Raw genomic sequence first — 19,323 nt, forward strand, 5'->3', positions numbered from 1 at the left:
CAAAAGCTTGCCTATTTTTACAGAAAAAAATTAAAGGATAATTCAATTAAAATTACTGAGGTTACTAGAATATTTGAATTAAACGATATCCCTATTCTAATAAAAGAACAAATAGAAGATTATACAGAAAAAGCGTTTAGTACCTTATTAAAAATGGATATCAGCGAAGCCAATAAACAAAATTTAAAGAATTTAGGCTTATGGTTAATGAACAGAACGTGTTAATGTATAAAATAAGTTGCTAATTAAGTAAAAATAGAGTAATTAAATTAGTTCAACATCTACACAAATAAGCAATATCTATTTTTAGATAAGCTATTAGTAGCAATTAATTTTATACGGTGTTGGCAACAGTATTTTTATTAGTTGTTATCATTTCCTTTATTAGCACGATTATTTTTTATTAATCTTTAAATTATTGTGTTATGGTTGTAAAAGTTGAGGATCCACACAAGGATAGAAAAACTAAATTAAAAGAAGCTTTAAAAGGACTTTCTTATTCAGAAGCCTCTAAATTATTGTATGAATTTGAAAAAGAACTTACATCTGAATTAATCATCTAATTTAGAGTTAATCTTATTCAGAGTTTCTGATATTTTTTCTAAGTTCTCATTTAAATCACTTAAATGAGTGTTTGCTTTATCAATAGATGTTTCAACTCTATTTTTTAAATCTGTTAATTCATCTTTGATTTCTTTTAATTTTTTTTCCGACATTTTATTTAATTTTTAATTGTTTGTGTTTTCTTTTTTAAAATGTTTTTCAAATAAACCTAAATCTATTCCTAATGAAGAATTAGATGAATTTGATAGACGTTTTGGTTTTATGTTAAAAAATAATTTAGATAGTGTAGATTCGTATAATATGGTTAAAGATTATTTTTATTCAAATCAGAAATAAATTTTTTATTATGTTCGATTTTATTCATTCTTATTTATTAGAGAATAACTTTCAAATTAACAAAGAAAGTACAGCTATTATTTATTATAAGTACCTTTCAGATGTTGTTACTGATAGTGGAAAAAGAAATAGGTTTGAGGTTTTAATTCAAAAAGACAATCTAATTACTATTTCTCAAACTTTAGAAAACCATATAAAAAACTCGGAATCTCATTCTATTATTTGTCGTGATTTTTATGTTAAAAAAATAGAGGATTTAAAATACTTATTTTCAAGCAATCTTTGTTCTGAATATTTACTTTCGTGATTTTATATGAATTAATTCTCCAGACACAACAAGTCCAAATCTTGTTGTTAAAGCTAAATAATCATTAATATTTCCTTTTACGGGTTTTCTTTTTATACTTCCTTTATATTTAAGTAATTCATATTTCACTATAGATTCTAATTGATTTAAATAATTTTCTCTTGAAACTAAACTTTCTTTTTCTTTTGTTATTTCGTTGTTTAATAAACTTTCAATAGAATCAAAATGATATTCATTTTCAGAATATATATCTATTTTATCTTCTAATGATTTAAGCCTTTTAATTTTTTCATCTTTCTCTATTTCCATTCTATTTCTTTTTTATATTGTTGCCAACTGTGTAGTAAAACCCTTTCTTTTTCTCTTTTTTAAAATAGCCTTTTAATTTAAAGATATTTAAAAAATGAAAGTTTCCATTTAAAACACAAGAAATTCTAAATTTATTTGCAAATAATTTAAAATAAATAGTACATTTGCAAACCAAAATTATAGGTCCTATAGCTCAGTTGGTTAGAGCACCTGACTCATAATCAGGTGGTCCATGGTTCGAGTCCATGTGGGACCACTTTTTAAAACTCAACTAACTTATTATTAAGGGGTTGAGTTTTTTTATTGTCATAAATCCCCACTACATTTACCACATTAAAAAAAAGGTACTCTTACTATAAAGTTTATTCTAAGAAAAATATTTCATTTTAAAGCAAAAATTTTTATCTAAAAAAAATAAACGAGCATTTTAGGAATCATACAAATTCAACAAAATTTATAAGAATAAAAAACTACTTTTATCACGTTTTAAACGATAAATTATGACTAAAAAATCGGATAATTTTTTTGAAAAAGTTTATGTTGTAGCACGTAAAATTCCTTTTGGACGCGTTACAAGTTATGGAGCCATTGCCACTTATTTGGGTGCTGCAAGATCAGCAAGAATGGTAGGTTGGGCTATGAACAATTCGCACACACAATCAGAAGAAGTTCCTGCACACAGAGTAGTCAATAAAAAAGGATTGTTAACAGGCAAACATCATTTTAATGGCACCAATTTAATGCAACAATTACTAGAAAGCGAAGGCATTGTTGTTATTGATAATCAAATTCAAGATTTGGATAAAGTTTTTTGGAATCCTTCAGAACATTTGTCTTAATATCTCCTAATTTTTTAAAAATTTAGTAATAATTGCAACCTATCAATCCATAAACAAACATAATTTATTTACTTTATTTTATAATTTGTAAGGCGTATCTTTGTAGTGTAGACTAAGTAGTAAACTAAACGTTACTTACAACTATAGATAAAAGCCAAAAACGAAGGAATGAGTTTTAAAAAACAAGATATATACAACGCATTAGAAACGATTACAGCTCCTGGAGAAGGTAAAAGTTTGGTAGAAAATAATAATATTAAAAATGTAGTTATTTTTGGTGATGAAGTAAATGTAGATGTTACTATCAGCAACCCAACTTTACAAGCAAAAAAGAAAGTTGAAGCTGAAATTACCAAAGCCATTAAAACCAATGTTGATGAAAAAATTGACGTAAAAATCAATTTAAAAGTAGAAAAAGCAGCACCAAAAGAAGATCCGAATTTAATTAAAGGAAAACCAATCCCGAATATTAAAAATATTATAGCAATTGCCTCTGGTAAAGGAGGTGTTGGTAAATCTACAATAACCTCTAATCTTGCTATTTCTTTAGCAAAAATGGGGTTTAGTGTAGGGGTTTTAGATGCAGATGTTTATGGACCATCGCAACATATTATGTTCGATGTAGAAAAAGAAAAACCACTTTCTGTAAATGTAGATGGTCGTTCTAAAATGAAACCGATAGAAAATTATGGAGTTAAATTATTGTCTTTAGGCTTTTTTACAAATCCAGATCAGGCTGTAATTTGGCGAGGACCAATGGCATCTAAAGCTTTAAAACAATTAATTTTTGATGCTGCTTGGGGCGAATTAGATTTCCTTTTAATCGATTTACCACCAGGAACAGGAGATGTACATTTGTCTATTGTACAAGCTTTACCAATTAATGGCGCAGTTGTAGTTTCTACACCACAAAACATTGCATTGGCAGATGCTAAAAAAGGAGTTGCAATGTTTCAGCAAGACAGCATAAAAGTTCCTGTTTTAGGAATCATAGAAAATATGGCATATTTTACGCCAGAAGAATTACCTAACAATAAATACTATATCTTTGGTAAAGATGGTGCAAAAAACCTTGCAGAAGATATAAATACAACCTTTTTAGGAGAAATACCTTTAGTACAAAGTATTCGTGAAGCTGGAGATGTTGGGCATCCAGTAGCTTTACAAGAAGATACTGTTTTAGAAAAATCATTTAGCGATATTACCAAAGAAATGGTAGCTCAATTATTAAAAAGAAATGCAAATTTACCACCAACAGAAGTTGTTAGAATTACAACAATGAGTGGCTGTAGTGCAGTAAAAAAATAATGTAAAATGACAGCAGAAGAAACACATAAAAATGTAGAAAAAGCGCTAGATGAAATTCGTCCGTTTTTAATGAGTGATGGTGGTAACATAAAGTTACTTTCTATAGAAGATGCCATTGTAAAAGTGCAATTAGAAGGCGCTTGTACAGGATGTTCTGTAAATCAAATGACCTTAAAAAATGGTGTAGAAGCCACTATAAAAAAATATGCACCACAAATACAAGAAGTCATTAACGTAGCTTAACCTTGTGTGACTTTTGTCACATTCCATATAAATTTGAAAACCTATTTTTGTCCTTTTATTCAAGGAAAATGATTTCAACAGATATACTTATTATAGGTGCAGGACCCACAGGGTTGTTTACCGTTTTTGAAGCTGGTTTATTAAAGCTACGTTGTCATTTAATTGATGCTTTACCTCAAGCAGGTGGGCAATGTTCAGAAATTTATCCTAAAAAACCCATTTACGATATTCCTGCTTATCCAGAAATTTTAGCCGGAGATTTAACAGACAAATTAATGGAACAAATTAAACAATTTGAACCTGGTTTTACCTTAGGAGAAAGAGCAGATACTATTGATAAACAAGAAGATGGTTCTTTTATTGTTACTACAAATAAAGGCACAAAACATCATGCAAAAGTAGTGGCAATTGCTGGTGGATTAGGTTCTTTTGAACCAAGAAAACCACCTATACCTAATATTGCTAATTTTGAAGATAATGGGGTTGCCTATATTATTCGAGATCCTGAAGTTTATAGAAATAAAAAAGTAGTTATTGCTGGGGGTGGAGATTCTGCTTTAGACTGGTCTATCTTTTTAGCTGATGTAGCTTCAAAGGTTACTTTAATTCATAGAAGAAACGAATTTAGAGGTGCTTTAGATTCTGTTGATAAAGTGCAAGAATTAAAAGATGCTGGAAAAATAACTTTAATTACTCCTGCAGAAGTAAAAGGAATTATAGGAATTGATAAAGTACAAGGCGTTTCTGTGCTTAAAAAAGCAGAGGAACCATTTACCATTGAAACCGATTATTTTATTCCTTTATTTGGTTTATCTCCAAAATTAGGACCAATAGCAAATTGGGGCTTAGAAATCGAAAAAAATGCCATTAAAGTAAACAATGCTTTAGATTATCAAACCAATATTCCAGGAATTTATGCCATTGGCGATGTAAATACGTATCCAGGGAAGTTAAAGTTGATTTTATGTGGTTTTCACGAAGCAACTTTAATGTGTCAAAGTGCCTACAAGCGCATTTATCCTGATAAAAAATATGTGATGAAATATACTACTGTTGGTGGTGTAGAGGGTTTTGACGGAACTAAAAAAGAAGCACCAAAGGCAGTGATTAAAAAAATTGAATAATCGATTGATTTCTATAGACCTTTCAAGTTTTTAAAACCTGAAAGGTCTATTATCATAAGTACTATTAAGAATGTCTTTTCGACCTTGTAGAGAAATCTTTAAAATTTAGATTTTTCGACGCTATTGCATTCCATTAAAAATGATTATTTATACTTTAAAATAAATTGCTTAATTTAAGCATAAATTAAAATTTTGGTTGCGTTAACTTCAATACATTTTACTCCTTTTATGAATGGATTGGGGTTGAGTATTTTGTGTAAACTACTTTACTCTACTCACAGTTAATCCGTCTCTAATAGGCAGTAAAACCGTTTCTATTCTATCATCTGTATTTAGCAAGGCATTATAGGCTAACAATATTTTTGTGTCTTTGTCTTTAGGATGTAACTCTTCTACAATTTTTCCACTCCAAAGCACATTATCAGATAAAATAATTCCTCCAGGATTCATTTTATCAATAATTAAATGAAAATAATTAATGTAATTTGATTTGTCTGCATCAATAAAAACCAAATCGAAATTCTCTTTTAGTTCTGGGATAATTTTTGTGGCATCTCCAACAATCTGTGTAATTTGATTTCTAAAACCCGATTTTTCGAAATACTTATTTTGTAAAGTCTCTAATTCTTCGTTTTTATCAATGGTTATAATTTTTCCATTGGTGGATAAACCTTCGGCCAAACACAATGCAGAATACCCTGTGTACGTACCAATTTCTAAAATGGTTTGGGGTTGCACCAATTTGGCAATCATCGACAAAACTCTACCTTGAAAAGCACCACTTAACATTCTAGGGTTCAACACTTTTTGCCAAGTTTCTTTGCTTAATTCTTTTAATAAATTAGGCTCTTGTTGCGAATGCGCTACAACATAATTGTCTATTTTTTCTGGTAAAAAGTGCATTTAATAAGTGTTTTACTAATAATAAATAAGCTTTCAAAAATATAAAAAAACGGAATCTATATTGCTATAAATTCCGTCAATCTAACAAAAAATCAAAAATACGGTTTTGATAAAACCGAAAAAACTTAAGGTTTATAATTTTTTAATTGCCTCTTTAATTCTTCCTTATCTTCTTCTGTCATACAGTGTACAATATGTTTACAACTTTTAGCATGACCCTTATAAATTTTAGTTAATGTCATATTTTGCTTAGTATATTTTAAGCAAATTTTACATCGTAAAAAATGGATGTTTAATTTTATTTTATCTAATAATGTAGCTGCACCATACTGATTTTTATCGCATATGGTAGTTGCTTCATCGCAAGTAATCATCAATTTTTGAAACATTTTCTAATTATTAAACCAATTATCTTCCATACACTTTCTTAATTGAGTTCTGGCTCTGTGGATGATAACCCATAAATTTGACGCTGTTATGTCTAGTTCCTTACAAATTTCTTCGGTTTCAAATTCTTGAATGGTTTTCATTCTAAAAACCATAGCGTATTTTTCTGGTAAATTATCTATACAAACGTCTATTTGGCTTTTTAATTCTTCATTTTCTATGGTTTTTTCTGATGCATTATCCCAACTTTGTGGTACACGTTCTTCTAACCAACTACCTTCATTTTCGCCATCATTATAAAAGTTCATTCTAATTTCGGCTTGTCCTTTCTTAGAATTTATTTTTCTATAATGGTCTATTACTTTTCTTTTTAAGATGGATACTAACCAAGTTCTTTCAGTAGATTTTCCTTGAAAATTCTTTGCAGATTTTAATCCTGCAAAAAACGTTTCTTGTACCAAATCTTTTGCCAAATCACTGTTATTAACACGTACAACAGCATAATTAAACAGGTAATCTGCATAATTATCTATCCATTTATTTGGTGCTAAAGTAACTTTTGTTTTAGGCATCTTAAATTTTAAAAATCAAATATAATGCTATTTTTTTTCTTTTAATACCTTACAACTTTCTCTTCTTCGCATATCTACCAAATAAATAATTTCCCATGTGCCATTATTATAAAATAGTTGAAAAGAATTGGCTCCACAATGACTAAAATTGCCATTAAAATAAAACTCATAAGGTGTCCATACAGAAGCTAAATTTCCATCAATCTTAATATCAAAAGACAATAATTTTTCTAAATACATATGCTTAGGATTTTTATTTGCTATAGACGTTAACAATTGTTGTTTAGAATCTGTTTTTAGAATGTTTTCTCCTTTTTTATTGGTTGATGTTGTTTGTATTTTAACATCCTTATGCAACGTACTTTTTAGCAAAGTACTATCACCTTTGTGTAAGCCATCAAAAAAAGTTTCGATTACCTTTTTTATCTCTAAAGTACTTTTATTGTACTCTTCTCCACTTGGTTTTTCTTGCGCTGTAAGTGTTATCGAAAAAATAAGGATTACTAAATAAGTAATAATTTTTTGCATTGTACATCAATTTTAAAGCTCTAAATTTAATTAAATAACTGAAATACAATACAAATCAAAATCAAATTAACGAATTATTAACTCGTTAAACATCTGCTTTTATTTCTTACTTTTACCAAAGTCTAAAAATCTAAAAAATATGTCGACAGCAAAAAAACAGTACAAAAGAATTACTGTAAAATCTTTGGTAGATATGAAAGCAAATGGAGAAAAAATCTCGATGTTAACAGCTTACGATTATACCATGGCAAAGATCTTAGATAAAGCAGGTTTAGATGTGCTTTTAGTAGGTGATTCTGCTAGTAATGTTATGGCTGGTCATGAAACTACGCTGCCTATTACATTAGATCAAATGATTTATCATGCAAGCTCTGTTGTAAGAGCCATAGAACGTTGTTTGGTTGTGGTAGATTTACCTTTTGGTAGTTATCAATCAGATCCAAAAGAAGCTTTACGTTCTGCCATTAGAATTATGAAAGAATCTGGTGCTCATTCTATAAAATTAGAAGGTGGTAAAGAAATTAAGGAGTCTATAAAACGTATTTTAAATGCAGGAATCCCTGTAATGGGTCATTTAGGATTGACACCACAATCTATCTATAAATTTGGTACTTATACTGTAAGAGCCAAAGAAGAACAAGAAGCAGAAAAATTAATGCAAGATGCGTTAATGTTAGAAAAAATAGGTTGCTTTGCACTTGTTTTAGAAAAAGTGCCTGCAGCTTTGGCTCAAAAAGTTGCTGAAGCTATTTCTATACCAGTAATCGGAATTGGAGCAGGAAATGGTGTTGATGGCCAGGTTTTGGTTACGCATGATATGATTGGAATGACGCACGAATTTAATCCTCGTTTTTTACGTAGGTATTTAGACTTGTTTTCTGATATGACTGGTGCTTTTGAAAGTTATGTAGATGATGTAAAGTCTGGTGATTTTCCTAATGATAAAGAGCAGTATTAAGGCCCATCCTAACCTTCCCAAAGGGAAGGAATTTATTCTAAATTTTACTTTATTAAGAATATGAAAATTCTTCATTTAGATACAAATCACCCTTTATTAATAAATCAACTGAATGATTTAGGTTTTACAAATCATGAGGACTATACTTCATCAAAACAAGAAATCGAAGCCAAAATTCATTTGTATGATGGTTTTATCATTAGAAGTCGATTTAAAATTGATAAAACTTTTTTAGACAAAGCCACAAACCTAAAATTTATTGGTAGAGTTGGTGCTGGTTTAGAAAATATAGATTGCGATTATGCAGCATCAAAAAACATTGTACTAATTGCTGCTCCAGAAGGTAATAGAAATGCAGTTGGCGAACATGCTTTAGGAATGCTTTTATCACTTTTTAATAAATTAAATAAAGCAGATAGCGAAGTTAGAAAAGGAAAATGGTTACGCGAAGAAAACAGAGGAATTGAACTTGATGGAAGAACTGTAGGCTTAATTGGTTATGGAAATATGGGGAAATCTTTCGCAAAAAAATTACGTGGTTTTGATGTTGATGTAATTTGTTACGACATAAAACCTAATGTTGATGATGCCAATTGTAAACAAGTTACTTTATCAGAATTACAAGCTAAAGCTGATGTTTTAAGTTTACACACTCCACAAACTGAGCTTACTAAAAATATGATAAATACAGCGTTTATCAATAATTTTAAAAAGAATTTTTGGTTGATAAATACTGCACGTGGAACATCTGTAGTTACCAAAGATTTGGTTGATGCTTTACAAACGGGTAAAATTTTAGGTGCTGGTTTGGATGTTTTAGAATACGAAAAATCGTCTTTCGAAAACTTATTTTCTGATGATAAAATGCCAGAAGCTTTTCAATACTTAATCCATTCAGAGAATGTGCTTTTATCTCCTCATGTTGCTGGCTGGACAGTTGAAAGCAAAGAAAGATTGGCACAAACCATTGTCGATAAAATACAAGCAAAATTTTGTTAACTTGTTGTCATCAAAATTGATGTTATGCAATACAAAGCAAATTCACCAGAAGAGTATATTTCTCAAGTTCCTGAAGAACGAAAAGAAACTTTACAAAAATTAAGAAAAACCATAAAAGACAATTTACCTGATGGTTTTGAAGAAGGTATGCAATATAATTTTATCAGTTATTTTGTACCTCATTCTATTTATCCAGATGGTTATCATTGCAACCCAAAAGAACCTTTACCTTTTATGAGTTTTGCATCACAAAAAAACGCTGTTAACTTTTATCATTCAGGCATTTACGCTAATCAAGATATTTATAATTGGTTTGTTGCAGAATACCCAAAATACTGTAAACGTAAGTTAGATATGGGTAAAAGTTGTGTGCGTTTTAAAAAAATGGATGAAATTCCTTATGAATTAATTGCAGAATTAGTTCGTAAAATATCTGTAGACGATTGGATAAATACCTACGAAACTGCTTTAAAAAAGAAATAAAAAATGAAAAATAGAGTTACAGGAATTGGAGGCTTGTTTTTTAAATCTGATGATCCAAAAGCAGCAAAAGATTGGTACAAAAAACACTTAGGTTTTAATACTGATGATTGGGGTGCTACCTTTTGGTGGAAAGACAAACAAGGCAATGACGCTTCTACGCAATGGAGCCCTTTTGCCCAAAAAACAGATTATTTTGAACCTTCTAAAAAAGACTTTATGTTTAACTATAGAGTCGAAAATTTAGTAGAATTGTTATCAGAATTAAAAAAAGAAGGTGTTACCATTGTTGGTGAAATGCAAGAATTTGAATATGGTAAATTCGGCTGGATTTTAGATAACGAAGGTAATAAAATAGAACTTTGGGAACCTGTATATCAGGCTTTTAAATAAATAAAAAAAATAATTAACTATAAATCTAAATATTATGTTATATAAAAAAAGTAATTTATATAAGAGAGAAATCAACCAAACTGTCGAAAATTTAAATACTCAAAATAGTACCTCTAAAATTAAAGATGGCGCTAAAAGTGTAATTGATGGTGCAAAAGAAAAAATTAATGAAACTTTTACTGATGAAAACATAGAAAAAGTAAAACAAAAGGCCACTGAATTTACAGATGATGCTAAAGAAGCTTTTGATATTATTTCTGAAAAAGGATCAGAATTTGCACATGAAGCTGCAGAACATTTAGCCGAATTTGCTGATGATGCTCAAGAAGAAATTAAGGAAGCTACAGCCAAAGTAAAAAACTTCTTAAAGAAGATTACTAGTAAATAAGTAGATGAAGTTTTTATCCAACTATCCAACAGAGATTTTAATAATCACATTTTTTTATCTGCTGTTGAAAAGTTGTTCGATTGGAAAAAGGTACTATTTCTTTTATCAAAAATCATTTTTAAAAACTCGCCTTTAAAAAATAGTGTTTCTATCGTTCTCGGCTATGAGTAGTTGCGTGGTATAGCACTTAACTTTGCAAGTACACACCAAACTGAAAATTCGATAGGATTTTCAGAAGTAGGCGAGAACAAGCAATTACTTATAGCCATTGTTGTGGTGTCGTTTTTTTATTACGCAGATATTGGTTTCACGTTAATTTGTCCGCCAATGGCTTTAAGTACTTTCATTATTGTTCCAAATTGTGGTTTTGATCCGTCCGATAATGCTTTATATAAACTAGGTCTGCTCATACCAGTTTTTTCCGCAATTTTAGTCATTCCAATTGCCTTTGCAATATGTCCGATTGCAGCAATCAAATCAGAACTTTCTCCATCTTCGAGAACTGTATTCAGATATTCAGCAATCATTTCTTCGCTGTCCAAATAGTCCGCAATATCAAATTTTGTAGTTGCCATATCAATCATTTTTTATGCTGTTCCAGATTTTTTTCGCTTTCTCGATGTCCTTTTGTTGGCTTGATTTATCTCCGCCAATTAAAAGAATCACAATTTTACGCTCTTTTTCTTTAAAATATATACGATAGCCTTTTGCGTAATTGATTCGTATTTCGCTTATTCCATCACCAACAGGTTTACAATCTCCAAAATGTTCATCAGTTTCGAGTTTCTGAATTCGGAATAGGATTTTAGATTTCGCTCGAATATCTTTGAGTTTTCTAATCCACTTATCAAATTCAGATGTTTTTTCGATGATAATCATTTAAAATGTATCCACTTAGATACAAATATAGTTTAAATTTTGGATTTATCACAGAAATTTCGGTAATCTAAATGTTGGTCATAAATGCACCACAACTTATTACTAACTGTAAATTCTTTTTCTCAATTTAAAGCAAGTATTTATACAGAAAGTTATTTTGGTTTAGAAGTAAATTTATCAGAAAAAATAAGTACAGAGTTAAGGTTCAATAGAAATAAAAACAAATGGCATTACGTTAGAATAAAATTAAAGATAGCGCACTAAAATTCTCAACCAAATGGGCAGAAGAAACCAAAGAACGTGCTTAAAAAAATAGCAGTGAAGTGCAAACTACAAGGGTTGTACTTTTCTGCTATTTTAATGTATAAACTGAAACGAATAGCCTACAACTCCCTTACTACACTTACACAACAACCTTGTACACAAGCTAAAACCAGCCGAATATTTTAGCACTTATCGTTTTTACCAACGCTCTAAAAACCATAAGAGCTACAATTCCTCACCACTTCAGAACTGTAATTTTAACTTTCAAACAATAGAATAAAAAACTACTTTAGTACTTTGTAAAAAATTGAACTAAAAAAGAAATAAAACCAAATGGCATTAAGTTGGAATGAAATTAAAGACAGAGCGTTAAAATTCTCAAACGAATGGGCAGAAGAAACCAAAGAACGTGCTGAAAAAGATAGTTTTTGGAATGACTTTTTTAATGTTTTTGGAATATCACGAAGACGAGTGGCAACCTTTGAAGAACCTGTAAAAAAATTAAGTGGTAATCAAGGATTTATAGACCTCTTCTGGAAAGGTACTTTACTGGTTGAACACAAATCTAAAGGAAGAAATTTAGACAAAGCTTTTGAACAAGCTACCGACTATTTTCCTGGTCTTAAAGAACACGAACTACCAAAATACATTTTGGTTTCTGACTTTGATAAAATCAAATTGTTTGACCTCGACGAAAAAACAGAACACGAATTCCACGTTTCTGAATTGTATAAAAATGTAAAACTCTTTGGCTTTATAGCCGGCTATCAAAAAAGAACTTTTAAAGAAGAAGACCCAGTTAATATTAAAGCTGCTGAATTAATGGGCAAATTGCACGACCAACTCGAAGCGTTTGGTTACGAAGGGCATCATTTAGAAGTCTATTTAGTGCGTTTGCTTTTCATTCTGTTTGCAGACGATACCAGTATTTTCGAAAAAGATACATTTAAAGAGTTTTTAGACCAAAAAACAAATGAAGATGGTAGCGATTTAGGGGCATTAATGGCGCAGTTTTTCCAAGTTTTAAATACACCTAAAGAAAAACGATTTAAAAATTTAGACGAGCATTTAAACCAATTTCCGTATGTAAATGGTAAACTCTTCGAAGAGTTTTTACCAATAGCTTCTTTCAATTCAGAAATGCGTCGCATTTTATTAGAAGCTTGTGGTTTAGATTGGGGTAAAATATCGCCCGCAATTTTTGGTTCACTTTTTCAAAGTGTAATGAATCCCGAAGAACGTAGAAATTTAGGAGCGCATTATACATCAGAAAAAAATATTTTTAAACTTATTAAACCGCTATTTCTTGATGAATTAAGAGCAGAATTTGAAAAAGTAAAATCAAATTCTAAAAAACTAAAAGAATTTCATCATAAATTATCTACTTTAAAATTTCTTGACCCTGCTTGTGGTAGTGGTAATTTCTTAATTATTACTTACAGAGAATTACGTTTGTTAGAAATTGACGTTTTGCGAGAACTCTTTAAAAAAGGCGAACAGGTTTTAGATGTTTCTTCTATTCTTTGGTTAGATGTAGACCAATTTTACGGAATAGAATATGACGAATTTGCAGCAAAAATAGCCGAAGTTGCCATGTGGTTGATAGACCACCAAATGAATATGCGAGTATCTGAAGAATTTGGGCAATATTTTGCACGTTTGCCATTAAAAAAAGCGGCTAAAATTGTACACGGTAATTCTTTGCGCATCCAATGGGAAGACGTAGTACCTAAAACAGAACTCTCTTATATTGTTGGGAACCCTCCTTTTTATGGTAAAAAAGAGCAGACCAAAGAACAAAAAGAAGACATGAAATTAGTTTTTGGTAAAATAAAAGGAGCAGGTGTTTTAGACTATGTAACTGCATGGTATTACAAAGCCTCAGCATTCATTAATTCAACCAATATAAAAACTGCATTTGTTTCAACAAATTCTATTGCACAAGGTGAACAAACAGGGATTCTATGGAACGAATTGATAAATAATTTTAAAATAAAAATTCATTTCGCTCACCAAACTTTTCAATGGAAAAATGAAGCTAAATCAAATGCAGCTGTTCACTGCGTAATTATTGGTTTTGCTAATTTCGACATTAAAAATAAAAGCATTTTTATTTATGAAAATATTAAAGGTGAACCTTATCAAAAATCAGTTAAAAATATAAACCCATATTTAGTTGAAGGTAATGAAGTGGTTGTATTATCAAAACAGAAACCTATTTGTAATGTATCTCCAATGAATTATGGAAGTATGCCAATTGATAATGGTAATTTAATTTTAAGTGATGAAGAAAAAATAATCTTTTTAAATAAAGAAAGTTTTATTAAGCCATTAATAAAAAAGTATACAGGAGGTTATGAATTTATAAATAACAAAAAAAGATGGTGTTTATGGCTAGTCAATGTTAACCCAGAATTAATAAGAAAATCAAGTAGTGTTCTTGATAGAATAAAACTAAATAAAAAATTTAGAGAAAATAGTAAAAGAAAAAACACAAACAAACTAGCACTTACTCCTACTTTATTTGGTGAAATAAGACAACCTAATAAAAATTATCTTATTGTACCAAAAGTATCTTCTCAAATTAGAAAATTTATTCCAATGGCAATTCTCCCACCGAGTACAATTGCAAGTGGTAGTTCTTTAATAGTACCCAACGTTACAACGTATGAGTTTGGCATTTTAACTTCAAGTATGCATATGACTTGGGTAAATTATACTTGTGGCAGAATGAAAAGCGATTACCAATATTCCTCTTCAATAGTTTACAATAATTACCCTTGGCCATTTGAACCTAGCGATAAAAACAAACAAAAAGTAGAACAAAAAGCACAAAAAATTTTAGATGTAAGAGCTAAATTTCCTGATAGCAGTTTAGCAGATTTATATCATCCTCTTACGATGCCTTCAAATTTAGTGAAAGCACATCAAGAGTTGGATAAAGCAGTCGATTTATGTTATAGACCACAAGCTTTTACAAATGAAACTGCACGTATAGAATTTTTGTTTGATTTGTACAATCAATATACAGCACCTTTATTAACTGAAAAGAAAATCAAAAAAAAGAAATAGTGTACAAAATTACTATTTGTTAAAGAAGATGATAAGTCCAACAAAAAAAACGTTAAGAAAACAAAGAAAAACAGTAAATTAGGCACAGCAAAACATAAGGAGTGAAAAAAACCCAATAAGGAACACAAAACCAACTACAAGGAGCAGACCAAAAGCCATAAGGAAAAGAAAAAAAACTGTAAGGAATGCACCAAAACTTGTAAGGAATAGGCAAACATCCGTAAGGAGATAGCAATAAACACAATAATAACTAAAAACAATTGCAAAAATGGCAACAAAAAGAACATTATCAGAAGCAGAAACCTTAGAACAGTACAGAGTAGCACTCGAAAACACAGAAAGTCAAACAGAAATAGCCACTATTATGGCAGAATTTGGCTATGACGAAACCTTGTTAACAGAAGGCAAAACCTTATTAACAAAAACAAGAGAAGCCTTTGACTTCAACAAAAAAGAAGACGACGAAACCACAACATCTTATGGTAATTTTTCCGCTACAAAAGAAAATTTAGCAAAAACATACGGGCTACACAGAAAAAAAGCGAAAGTAATTTTCAGAAAAGAGCCCACCATATTAAGTAGATTGGCATTAACAGGTAGTTTACCATCAGCTTATATTAAATGGTTAGAAACCGTTAAGAAATTTTATGCAGTAGCCTCAGAAGATACAGCCCTACAAACCAAACTACTAAGGCTAAAGATAACCCCAGAAGAAATAAACGAAACCATTGCATTAATAACCAATTTAGAAGAAGCAAGAGCCGCCTATTTACGCGAAAAAGGAGAAAGTCAAGATGCTACCAAAGCAAAAGACAAAGCATTTGCAGAAATAGACGACTGGATGAGCGAATTTTATGCAGTGGCAAAGATAGCCTTAGAAGACAAACCACAACTTTTAGAATCAATCGGAAAATTTGTAAGAAGTTAGCAACTAGTGCATTCAGCACATTGCCAAGCGCAACAAAGAGCGTAAACTTAGTACACAAATTGCACATTCAAATCATAAACCAATCACAACAGTCTGCGTACAACCACGTGCAAAAAAGTACCATTACTAGCCAATTCACGAAAGTCCTAACGGACTTTCTATTGGCTATTTATTTGCTAACCTTAGTACTTAAACAATACAACTTTCTTATAGAAACAGGTAAAAAAACTACCCCTTATTCAGCTCAGCAGCCTTTTTCTCTAGCTCTGCCTGGAATTCTTCCATAACAGGTTTTACAGTGCTTTCTGGTATGTCTGCTACTTTAATGTACATTAAACCATCTACAGCATTGTTAAATTTTGGGTCTACATTAAAGGCCACCAAACGTGCATTTTGTTTCACGTATTTTTTAATTAAAACAGGAATTCGTAATGCGCCAGGCTCAATTTCATCTATAATTTTATCGAACTTTTGCATATCTGCTTTGGTAGCATCAAACACAAAATCTTTATCGCCATCTTTTAACTTTACCTTGTATTCTTTCTTCGGATAAATATATTGCGCAATATAAGGATCGTAATAATGAGATTTCATAAACTCAATCATCAATGATTTTGAGAAGTCAGAAAATTGATTGCTAATAGAAACACCACCCATTAAATATTTATGTTCTGGATATCGTAAAGTAACATGCACAATTCCTTTCCAAAGTAAAAACAGAGGCATTGGTTTTTGTTGGTATTCGCCAATAATAAAAGCACGTCCCATTTCTATGGTGTTTTCCATCATTTGATGCAATTCTGGCTCAATTCTAAACAAAGTTTGCACGTAAAAACCATTAATGCCGTATTTTTTATAAATTTCGCTTCCAAGGCCCATTCTATATGCACCTACTAAACAATTGGCAACACTATCCCACAAAAACAGATGATAATAATATTTGTCATATTTATCTAAATCTATGGCTTTGTTGGTGCCTTCCCCAACTTCTCTAAAGGTAATTTCTCTTAATCTACCAATTTCGTGCAGCAAATTAGGGATGTCTTTGGCATTAGCAAAAAAAACCTCATAATTTTTACTCTGCAATAATCTGCCTTTATTATCTCTTAAACGATCAACTTCATCTATAAAAGACGTTACATTTCGTTGTGCAGTAACCTTTCTTACTGGCCTTTTAATTTTTATTTTTTCGGAAGATAAAATGTTGTATTTCTTCTCAAAAGGATTTGCCAACATGTAGGTTTTTTTTCTAATAAAATCAGAAAAAGCACCTAGGTCTGTAAACCCATCTTGATCTTTAGGAAGAATAGGTTTTCCTATTCTTACTTTTATCACTTTACCTTCTTGAGAAATTACTTCAGAGGGCAATTTGGCCGTTCTTAAAGTGTCTGATATTTTAGATAAAAAGTAAAAAAAACGACTATTTTTTGCGTGAAAATAAATCGGAATTATAGGAACATTGGCTTTTTTAATAAAACGAACAGCACCTTCTTCCCAAGGTTTATCAACCTTTAATTTTCCATCTTGATAGGTAGATACTTCACCTGCAGGGAAAATTCCCAAAGGCTTGCCTTCTTTTAAATGCGTTAATGCACTTTTAATTCCTGCCACACTCGATTTTGCATCCTTTCTATTTTCAAAAGGATTTACAGGCATTACATAAGGCTTTAAAGGGGCTACTCTATGTAATAAAAAGTTGGCAATAATTTTATAATCTGCTCTTTTTTCGATGAGCAACTTTAGCAATAAAACACCATCAATACCACCTAAAGGATGATTAGAAATGGTAATAAATGGGCCATCTTTTGGAATTCGTTTTAAATCTTTTTCGGGGATTTCAAATTCTATGTTACAATCATCTAAAACACCGTTTAAAAAATCTAAATCAGACTTGGTTTTATTCTTATTATAAATTCTATTTAATACAGATATTCTAAGAATCTTTATCAACAACCAACCAACAAAAGTTCCTAGAAAACCAAATTTCTGTAAACCAATTACTTGTGCAATTTCTTTGGATGTTACTAATGCCATAATCCTTCGTTAGAACTGAAAGACAAACATAGTGAAAAAAACGAAATCGTAATTTTTTTAATGCAAAAGAATTCGATTCAGATAACAATCTAAATCAAATTCTTTATGTATTACCTCCTTATTTTTTTCTGAATAGCAATAGAGCGTTTTAATGCTTTTTTAAAATTAGCGCTAACAATGCAATTAGAATTAGGTAAAAAAAATTATTTCGGATTAATAACAATTTGTGAAGTTTCTTTATTTACTTGGGTTAGTAAAGAAATCCCTTTTTCTTCTATAGTTGCTATTGCTTTTTCATCAAAATGACGCACCGTATATAAATCTACTCCTTTTTGTACATCAATTTTAAATTGTGTTTTTAACTCTTCATAAAAAGCATCGAACTTATTAAATTTATTATCAATACAAACCGAAAAGCTAATTGCTGAGTTTTGAATTAAATTTACTTTTAGTTGATAATCGTGTAATTTTTGAAAGATAAAACTGATGTTATTTTCTACCATAAAAGAGAAATCTAATGCAGAAATAGATACTAAAATCTGATTTTTCTTTACAATAAAACAAGGTATGTATGGCACTAATCTTGTGCCTTTAGACACTTTTGTACCTGTTTCTTTAGGATTGACGAAAGAACGCACCAATAACGGAATTTCTTTTCTTTCTAAAGGTTGTAGTGTTTTTGGGTGTATTACAGAAGCACCATAAAAAGCCATTTCAATAGCTTCTTCATAAGAAATTTGTTCTAGCAAAGTTGTATCTGAAAATACTCTTGGATCTGCATTTAAAACACCAGGCACATCTTTCCAAATTGTAACACTTTCTGCATTTAAACAATAGGCAAAAATACCTGCTGTATAATCAGACCCTTCTCTACCTAAAGTTGTGGTGTTTTCGGTATCATTTGCTGCAATAAAACCTTGGGTAATATTTATTTTTGTTGTGTTTACATTTTCAGTAATTAGTTCTTCTGTAAGTTGCCAATCTACTTTGGCGTCTCTATAATTACTATCGGTTTTAACATAACTTCTACCATCAAACCAAACATTTTCTTGCCCTAATTTTGCTAAGTATGCACTAACAATTTTAGTAGAAAGCAATTCGCCAAAACAGATAATTTGATCGTATACATAATTGTATCTACGAGAAGTATTTCTTGATAAAAACCAACCTAATTCTCCAAAAAGAATATCAATATCTTTATAAATTTGGTCTTTTATATCAAACAGAGCACTCATTATATTTTTATGATACTCTTCTATAAAATTTAATTTTTCTGGTAAATGTTCTTCTTTATTGTAATATGCATCTATAACTTCTTCAAAAGCATTGGTCATTTTACCCATTGCAGAAATTACTACTAAGGTGTCTTTTGCGCCTTCGTTTTTAATGATATTGGCAACATTTTTTACACTTTCGGCATCTTTAACAGACGCTCCACCAAATTTAAAAATTTTCATTTTTTAAACGTATTAACTCAGTTTTGATATTTACTAGTCAACAAAATGATT

At 30.3% G+C, this 19,323-nt stretch carries 24 protein-coding genes, 1 tRNA gene and 1 pseudogene; 16 read left to right on the forward strand and 10 right to left on the reverse strand.

What is annotated here, in order from left to right:
* Together ACW9UN_RS09965 and ACW9UN_RS09970 are read left to right on the forward strand one after the other, a co-directional pair.
* Nucleotides 1–225, forward strand: a pseudogene (locus ACW9UN_RS09965) (polyprenyl synthetase family protein); the annotation flags it as partial.
* A 200-nt stretch (nt 226–425) separates the two neighbouring features.
* Complete coding sequence (locus ACW9UN_RS09970; protein WP_459486117.1) at nt 426–563, forward strand: hypothetical protein; 138 nt, start codon at nt 426–428, stop codon at nt 561–563.
* On the opposite strand, the gene ACW9UN_RS09975 is transcribed toward ACW9UN_RS09970, so the two are convergent.
* Entirely contained in the window at nt 552–716 is a 165-nt protein-coding gene (locus tag ACW9UN_RS09975; RefSeq protein ID WP_459486118.1) for a hypothetical protein, read from the reverse strand. The two genes, ACW9UN_RS09970 and ACW9UN_RS09975, sit on opposite strands and share 12 nt — an antisense overlap.
* Before the next feature lie 194 nt (nt 717–910).
* Here ACW9UN_RS09975 and ACW9UN_RS09980 point away from each other — a divergent pair, with 194 nt between their 5' ends.
* Nucleotides 911–1,207, forward strand: a complete 297-nt coding sequence (locus ACW9UN_RS09980) for a hypothetical protein (protein ID WP_459486119.1) — start codon at nt 911–913, stop codon at nt 1,205–1,207.
* Here the strand turns inward: ACW9UN_RS09980 and ACW9UN_RS09985 are convergent.
* Nucleotides 1,196–1,516: a hypothetical protein gene (locus ACW9UN_RS09985; RefSeq protein WP_459486120.1), complete on the reverse strand. Its 321-nt coding sequence runs from the start codon at nt 1,514–1,516 to the stop codon at nt 1,196–1,198. The genes ACW9UN_RS09980 and ACW9UN_RS09985 overlap by 12 nt on opposite strands.
* A 182-nt stretch (nt 1,517–1,698) precedes the next feature.
* Here ACW9UN_RS09985 and ACW9UN_RS09990 point away from each other — a divergent pair.
* From ACW9UN_RS09990 to ACW9UN_RS10010, 5 genes are all read left to right on the forward strand, one after another.
* A tRNA-Ile gene (locus ACW9UN_RS09990) sits at nt 1,699–1,772 on the forward strand.
* A gap of 244 nt (nt 1,773–2,016) precedes the next feature.
* On the forward strand, nt 2,017–2,355 hold the full coding sequence (locus tag ACW9UN_RS09995; RefSeq protein WP_459486121.1) for an MGMT family protein: 339 nt from the start codon (nt 2,017–2,019) through the stop codon (nt 2,353–2,355).
* Between the two features lie 168 nt (nt 2,356–2,523).
* The gene (locus tag ACW9UN_RS10000; RefSeq protein WP_459486122.1) at nt 2,524–3,663 is read left to right on the forward strand and encodes an Mrp/NBP35 family ATP-binding protein; all 1,140 of its coding nucleotides are present in this window, start codon (nt 2,524–2,526) and stop codon (nt 3,661–3,663) included.
* A 6-nt stretch (nt 3,664–3,669) separates the two neighbouring features.
* A complete protein-coding gene (locus ACW9UN_RS10005; RefSeq protein WP_459486123.1) occupies nt 3,670–3,906 on the forward strand; it encodes a NifU family protein in 237 nt (78 codons plus the stop codon).
* 68 nt (nt 3,907–3,974) lie between these two features.
* On the forward strand, nt 3,975–5,030 hold the full coding sequence (locus tag ACW9UN_RS10010) for an NAD(P)/FAD-dependent oxidoreductase (RefSeq protein WP_459486124.1): 1,056 nt from the start codon (nt 3,975–3,977) through the stop codon (nt 5,028–5,030).
* A 261-nt stretch (nt 5,031–5,291) separates the two neighbouring features.
* Here ACW9UN_RS10010 and ACW9UN_RS10015 read toward each other — a convergent pair whose 3' ends face one another.
* The 4 genes from ACW9UN_RS10015 to ACW9UN_RS10030 all read right to left on the reverse strand — a co-directional run bounded on the left by ACW9UN_RS10015 (nt 5,292) and on the right by ACW9UN_RS10030 (nt 7,420).
* Entirely contained in the window at nt 5,292–5,933 is a 642-nt protein-coding gene (locus tag ACW9UN_RS10015) for an O-methyltransferase (protein ID WP_459486125.1), read from the reverse strand.
* 125 nt (nt 5,934–6,058) lie between these two features.
* A complete protein-coding gene (locus ACW9UN_RS10020) occupies nt 6,059–6,322 on the reverse strand; it encodes a hypothetical protein (RefSeq protein WP_459486126.1) in 264 nt (87 codons plus the stop codon).
* A gap of 3 nt (nt 6,323–6,325) precedes the next feature.
* On the reverse strand, nt 6,326–6,892 hold the full coding sequence (locus ACW9UN_RS10025) for a sigma-70 family RNA polymerase sigma factor (RefSeq protein WP_459486127.1): 567 nt from the start codon (nt 6,890–6,892) through the stop codon (nt 6,326–6,328).
* A gap of 27 nt (nt 6,893–6,919) precedes the next feature.
* A complete protein-coding gene (locus ACW9UN_RS10030) occupies nt 6,920–7,420 on the reverse strand; it encodes a nuclear transport factor 2 family protein (protein WP_459486128.1) in 501 nt (166 codons plus the stop codon).
* A 139-nt stretch (nt 7,421–7,559) separates the two neighbouring features.
* Between ACW9UN_RS10030 and panB the strand changes: the two genes are divergently transcribed.
* Genes panB through ACW9UN_RS10055 form a run of 5 tightly spaced genes read left to right on the forward strand, consistent with a single transcriptional unit; the run spans nt 7,560 to nt 10,638 of the window.
* Nucleotides 7,560–8,378: a 3-methyl-2-oxobutanoate hydroxymethyltransferase gene (panB, locus tag ACW9UN_RS10035; protein ID WP_459486129.1), complete on the forward strand. Its 819-nt coding sequence runs from the start codon at nt 7,560–7,562 to the stop codon at nt 8,376–8,378.
* Between the two features lie 60 nt (nt 8,379–8,438).
* Nucleotides 8,439–9,377 carry a 2-hydroxyacid dehydrogenase gene (locus tag ACW9UN_RS10040; protein WP_459486130.1) on the forward strand — a complete coding sequence of 313 codons (939 nt, stop codon included), beginning with the start codon at nt 8,439–8,441 and terminating at the stop codon, nt 9,375–9,377.
* A gap of 24 nt (nt 9,378–9,401) precedes the next feature.
* On the forward strand, nt 9,402–9,860 hold the full coding sequence (locus tag ACW9UN_RS10045) for a DUF1801 domain-containing protein (protein WP_459486131.1): 459 nt from the start codon (nt 9,402–9,404) through the stop codon (nt 9,858–9,860).
* Nucleotides 9,861–9,863: 3 nt separating this feature from the next.
* Nucleotides 9,864–10,250 carry a VOC family protein gene (locus tag ACW9UN_RS10050; protein WP_459486132.1) on the forward strand — a complete coding sequence of 129 codons (387 nt, stop codon included), beginning with the start codon at nt 9,864–9,866 and terminating at the stop codon, nt 10,248–10,250.
* Nucleotides 10,251–10,284: 34 nt separating this feature from the next.
* Nucleotides 10,285–10,638, forward strand: a complete 354-nt coding sequence (locus ACW9UN_RS10055; protein WP_459486133.1) for a hypothetical protein — start codon at nt 10,285–10,287, stop codon at nt 10,636–10,638.
* Between the two features lie 290 nt (nt 10,639–10,928).
* On the opposite strand, the gene ACW9UN_RS10060 is transcribed toward ACW9UN_RS10055, so the two are convergent.
* Both ACW9UN_RS10060 and ACW9UN_RS10065 read right to left on the reverse strand, forming a co-directional pair.
* Nucleotides 10,929–11,213, reverse strand: coding sequence for an addiction module antidote protein (locus ACW9UN_RS10060; protein ID WP_459486134.1), 285 nt, complete (start codon nt 11,211–11,213; stop codon nt 10,929–10,931).
* A gap of 1 nt (nt 11,214) precedes the next feature.
* A complete protein-coding gene (locus ACW9UN_RS10065; protein WP_459486135.1) occupies nt 11,215–11,517 on the reverse strand; it encodes a type II toxin-antitoxin system RelE/ParE family toxin in 303 nt (100 codons plus the stop codon).
* Between the two features lie 84 nt (nt 11,518–11,601).
* Here ACW9UN_RS10065 and ACW9UN_RS10070 point away from each other — a divergent pair, with 84 nt between their 5' ends.
* From ACW9UN_RS10070 to ACW9UN_RS10080, 3 genes are all read left to right on the forward strand, one after another.
* The gene (locus ACW9UN_RS10070) at nt 11,602–11,781 is read left to right on the forward strand and encodes a hypothetical protein (RefSeq protein WP_459486136.1); all 180 of its coding nucleotides are present in this window, start codon (nt 11,602–11,604) and stop codon (nt 11,779–11,781) included.
* Between the two features lie 333 nt (nt 11,782–12,114).
* Entirely contained in the window at nt 12,115–14,853 is a 2,739-nt protein-coding gene (locus ACW9UN_RS10075; RefSeq protein WP_459486137.1) for a class I SAM-dependent DNA methyltransferase, read from the forward strand.
* A 268-nt stretch (nt 14,854–15,121) separates the two neighbouring features.
* Nucleotides 15,122–15,781 carry a PQLLE family protein gene (locus ACW9UN_RS10080; protein ID WP_459486138.1) on the forward strand — a complete coding sequence of 220 codons (660 nt, stop codon included), beginning with the start codon at nt 15,122–15,124 and terminating at the stop codon, nt 15,779–15,781.
* A 228-nt stretch (nt 15,782–16,009) separates the two neighbouring features.
* On the opposite strand, the gene ACW9UN_RS10085 is transcribed toward ACW9UN_RS10080, so the two are convergent.
* Both ACW9UN_RS10085 and ACW9UN_RS10090 read right to left on the reverse strand, forming a co-directional pair.
* The gene (locus ACW9UN_RS10085) at nt 16,010–17,815 is read right to left on the reverse strand and encodes a lysophospholipid acyltransferase family protein (RefSeq protein WP_459486139.1); all 1,806 of its coding nucleotides are present in this window, start codon (nt 17,813–17,815) and stop codon (nt 16,010–16,012) included.
* A gap of 203 nt (nt 17,816–18,018) precedes the next feature.
* Nucleotides 18,019–19,272 carry an aspartate kinase gene (locus ACW9UN_RS10090; protein WP_459486140.1) on the reverse strand — a complete coding sequence of 418 codons (1,254 nt, stop codon included), beginning with the start codon at nt 19,270–19,272 and terminating at the stop codon, nt 18,019–18,021.
* Nucleotides 19,273–19,323: the final 51 nt, after the last annotated feature.

This window comes from Polaribacter litoreus (assembly GCF_054584775.1).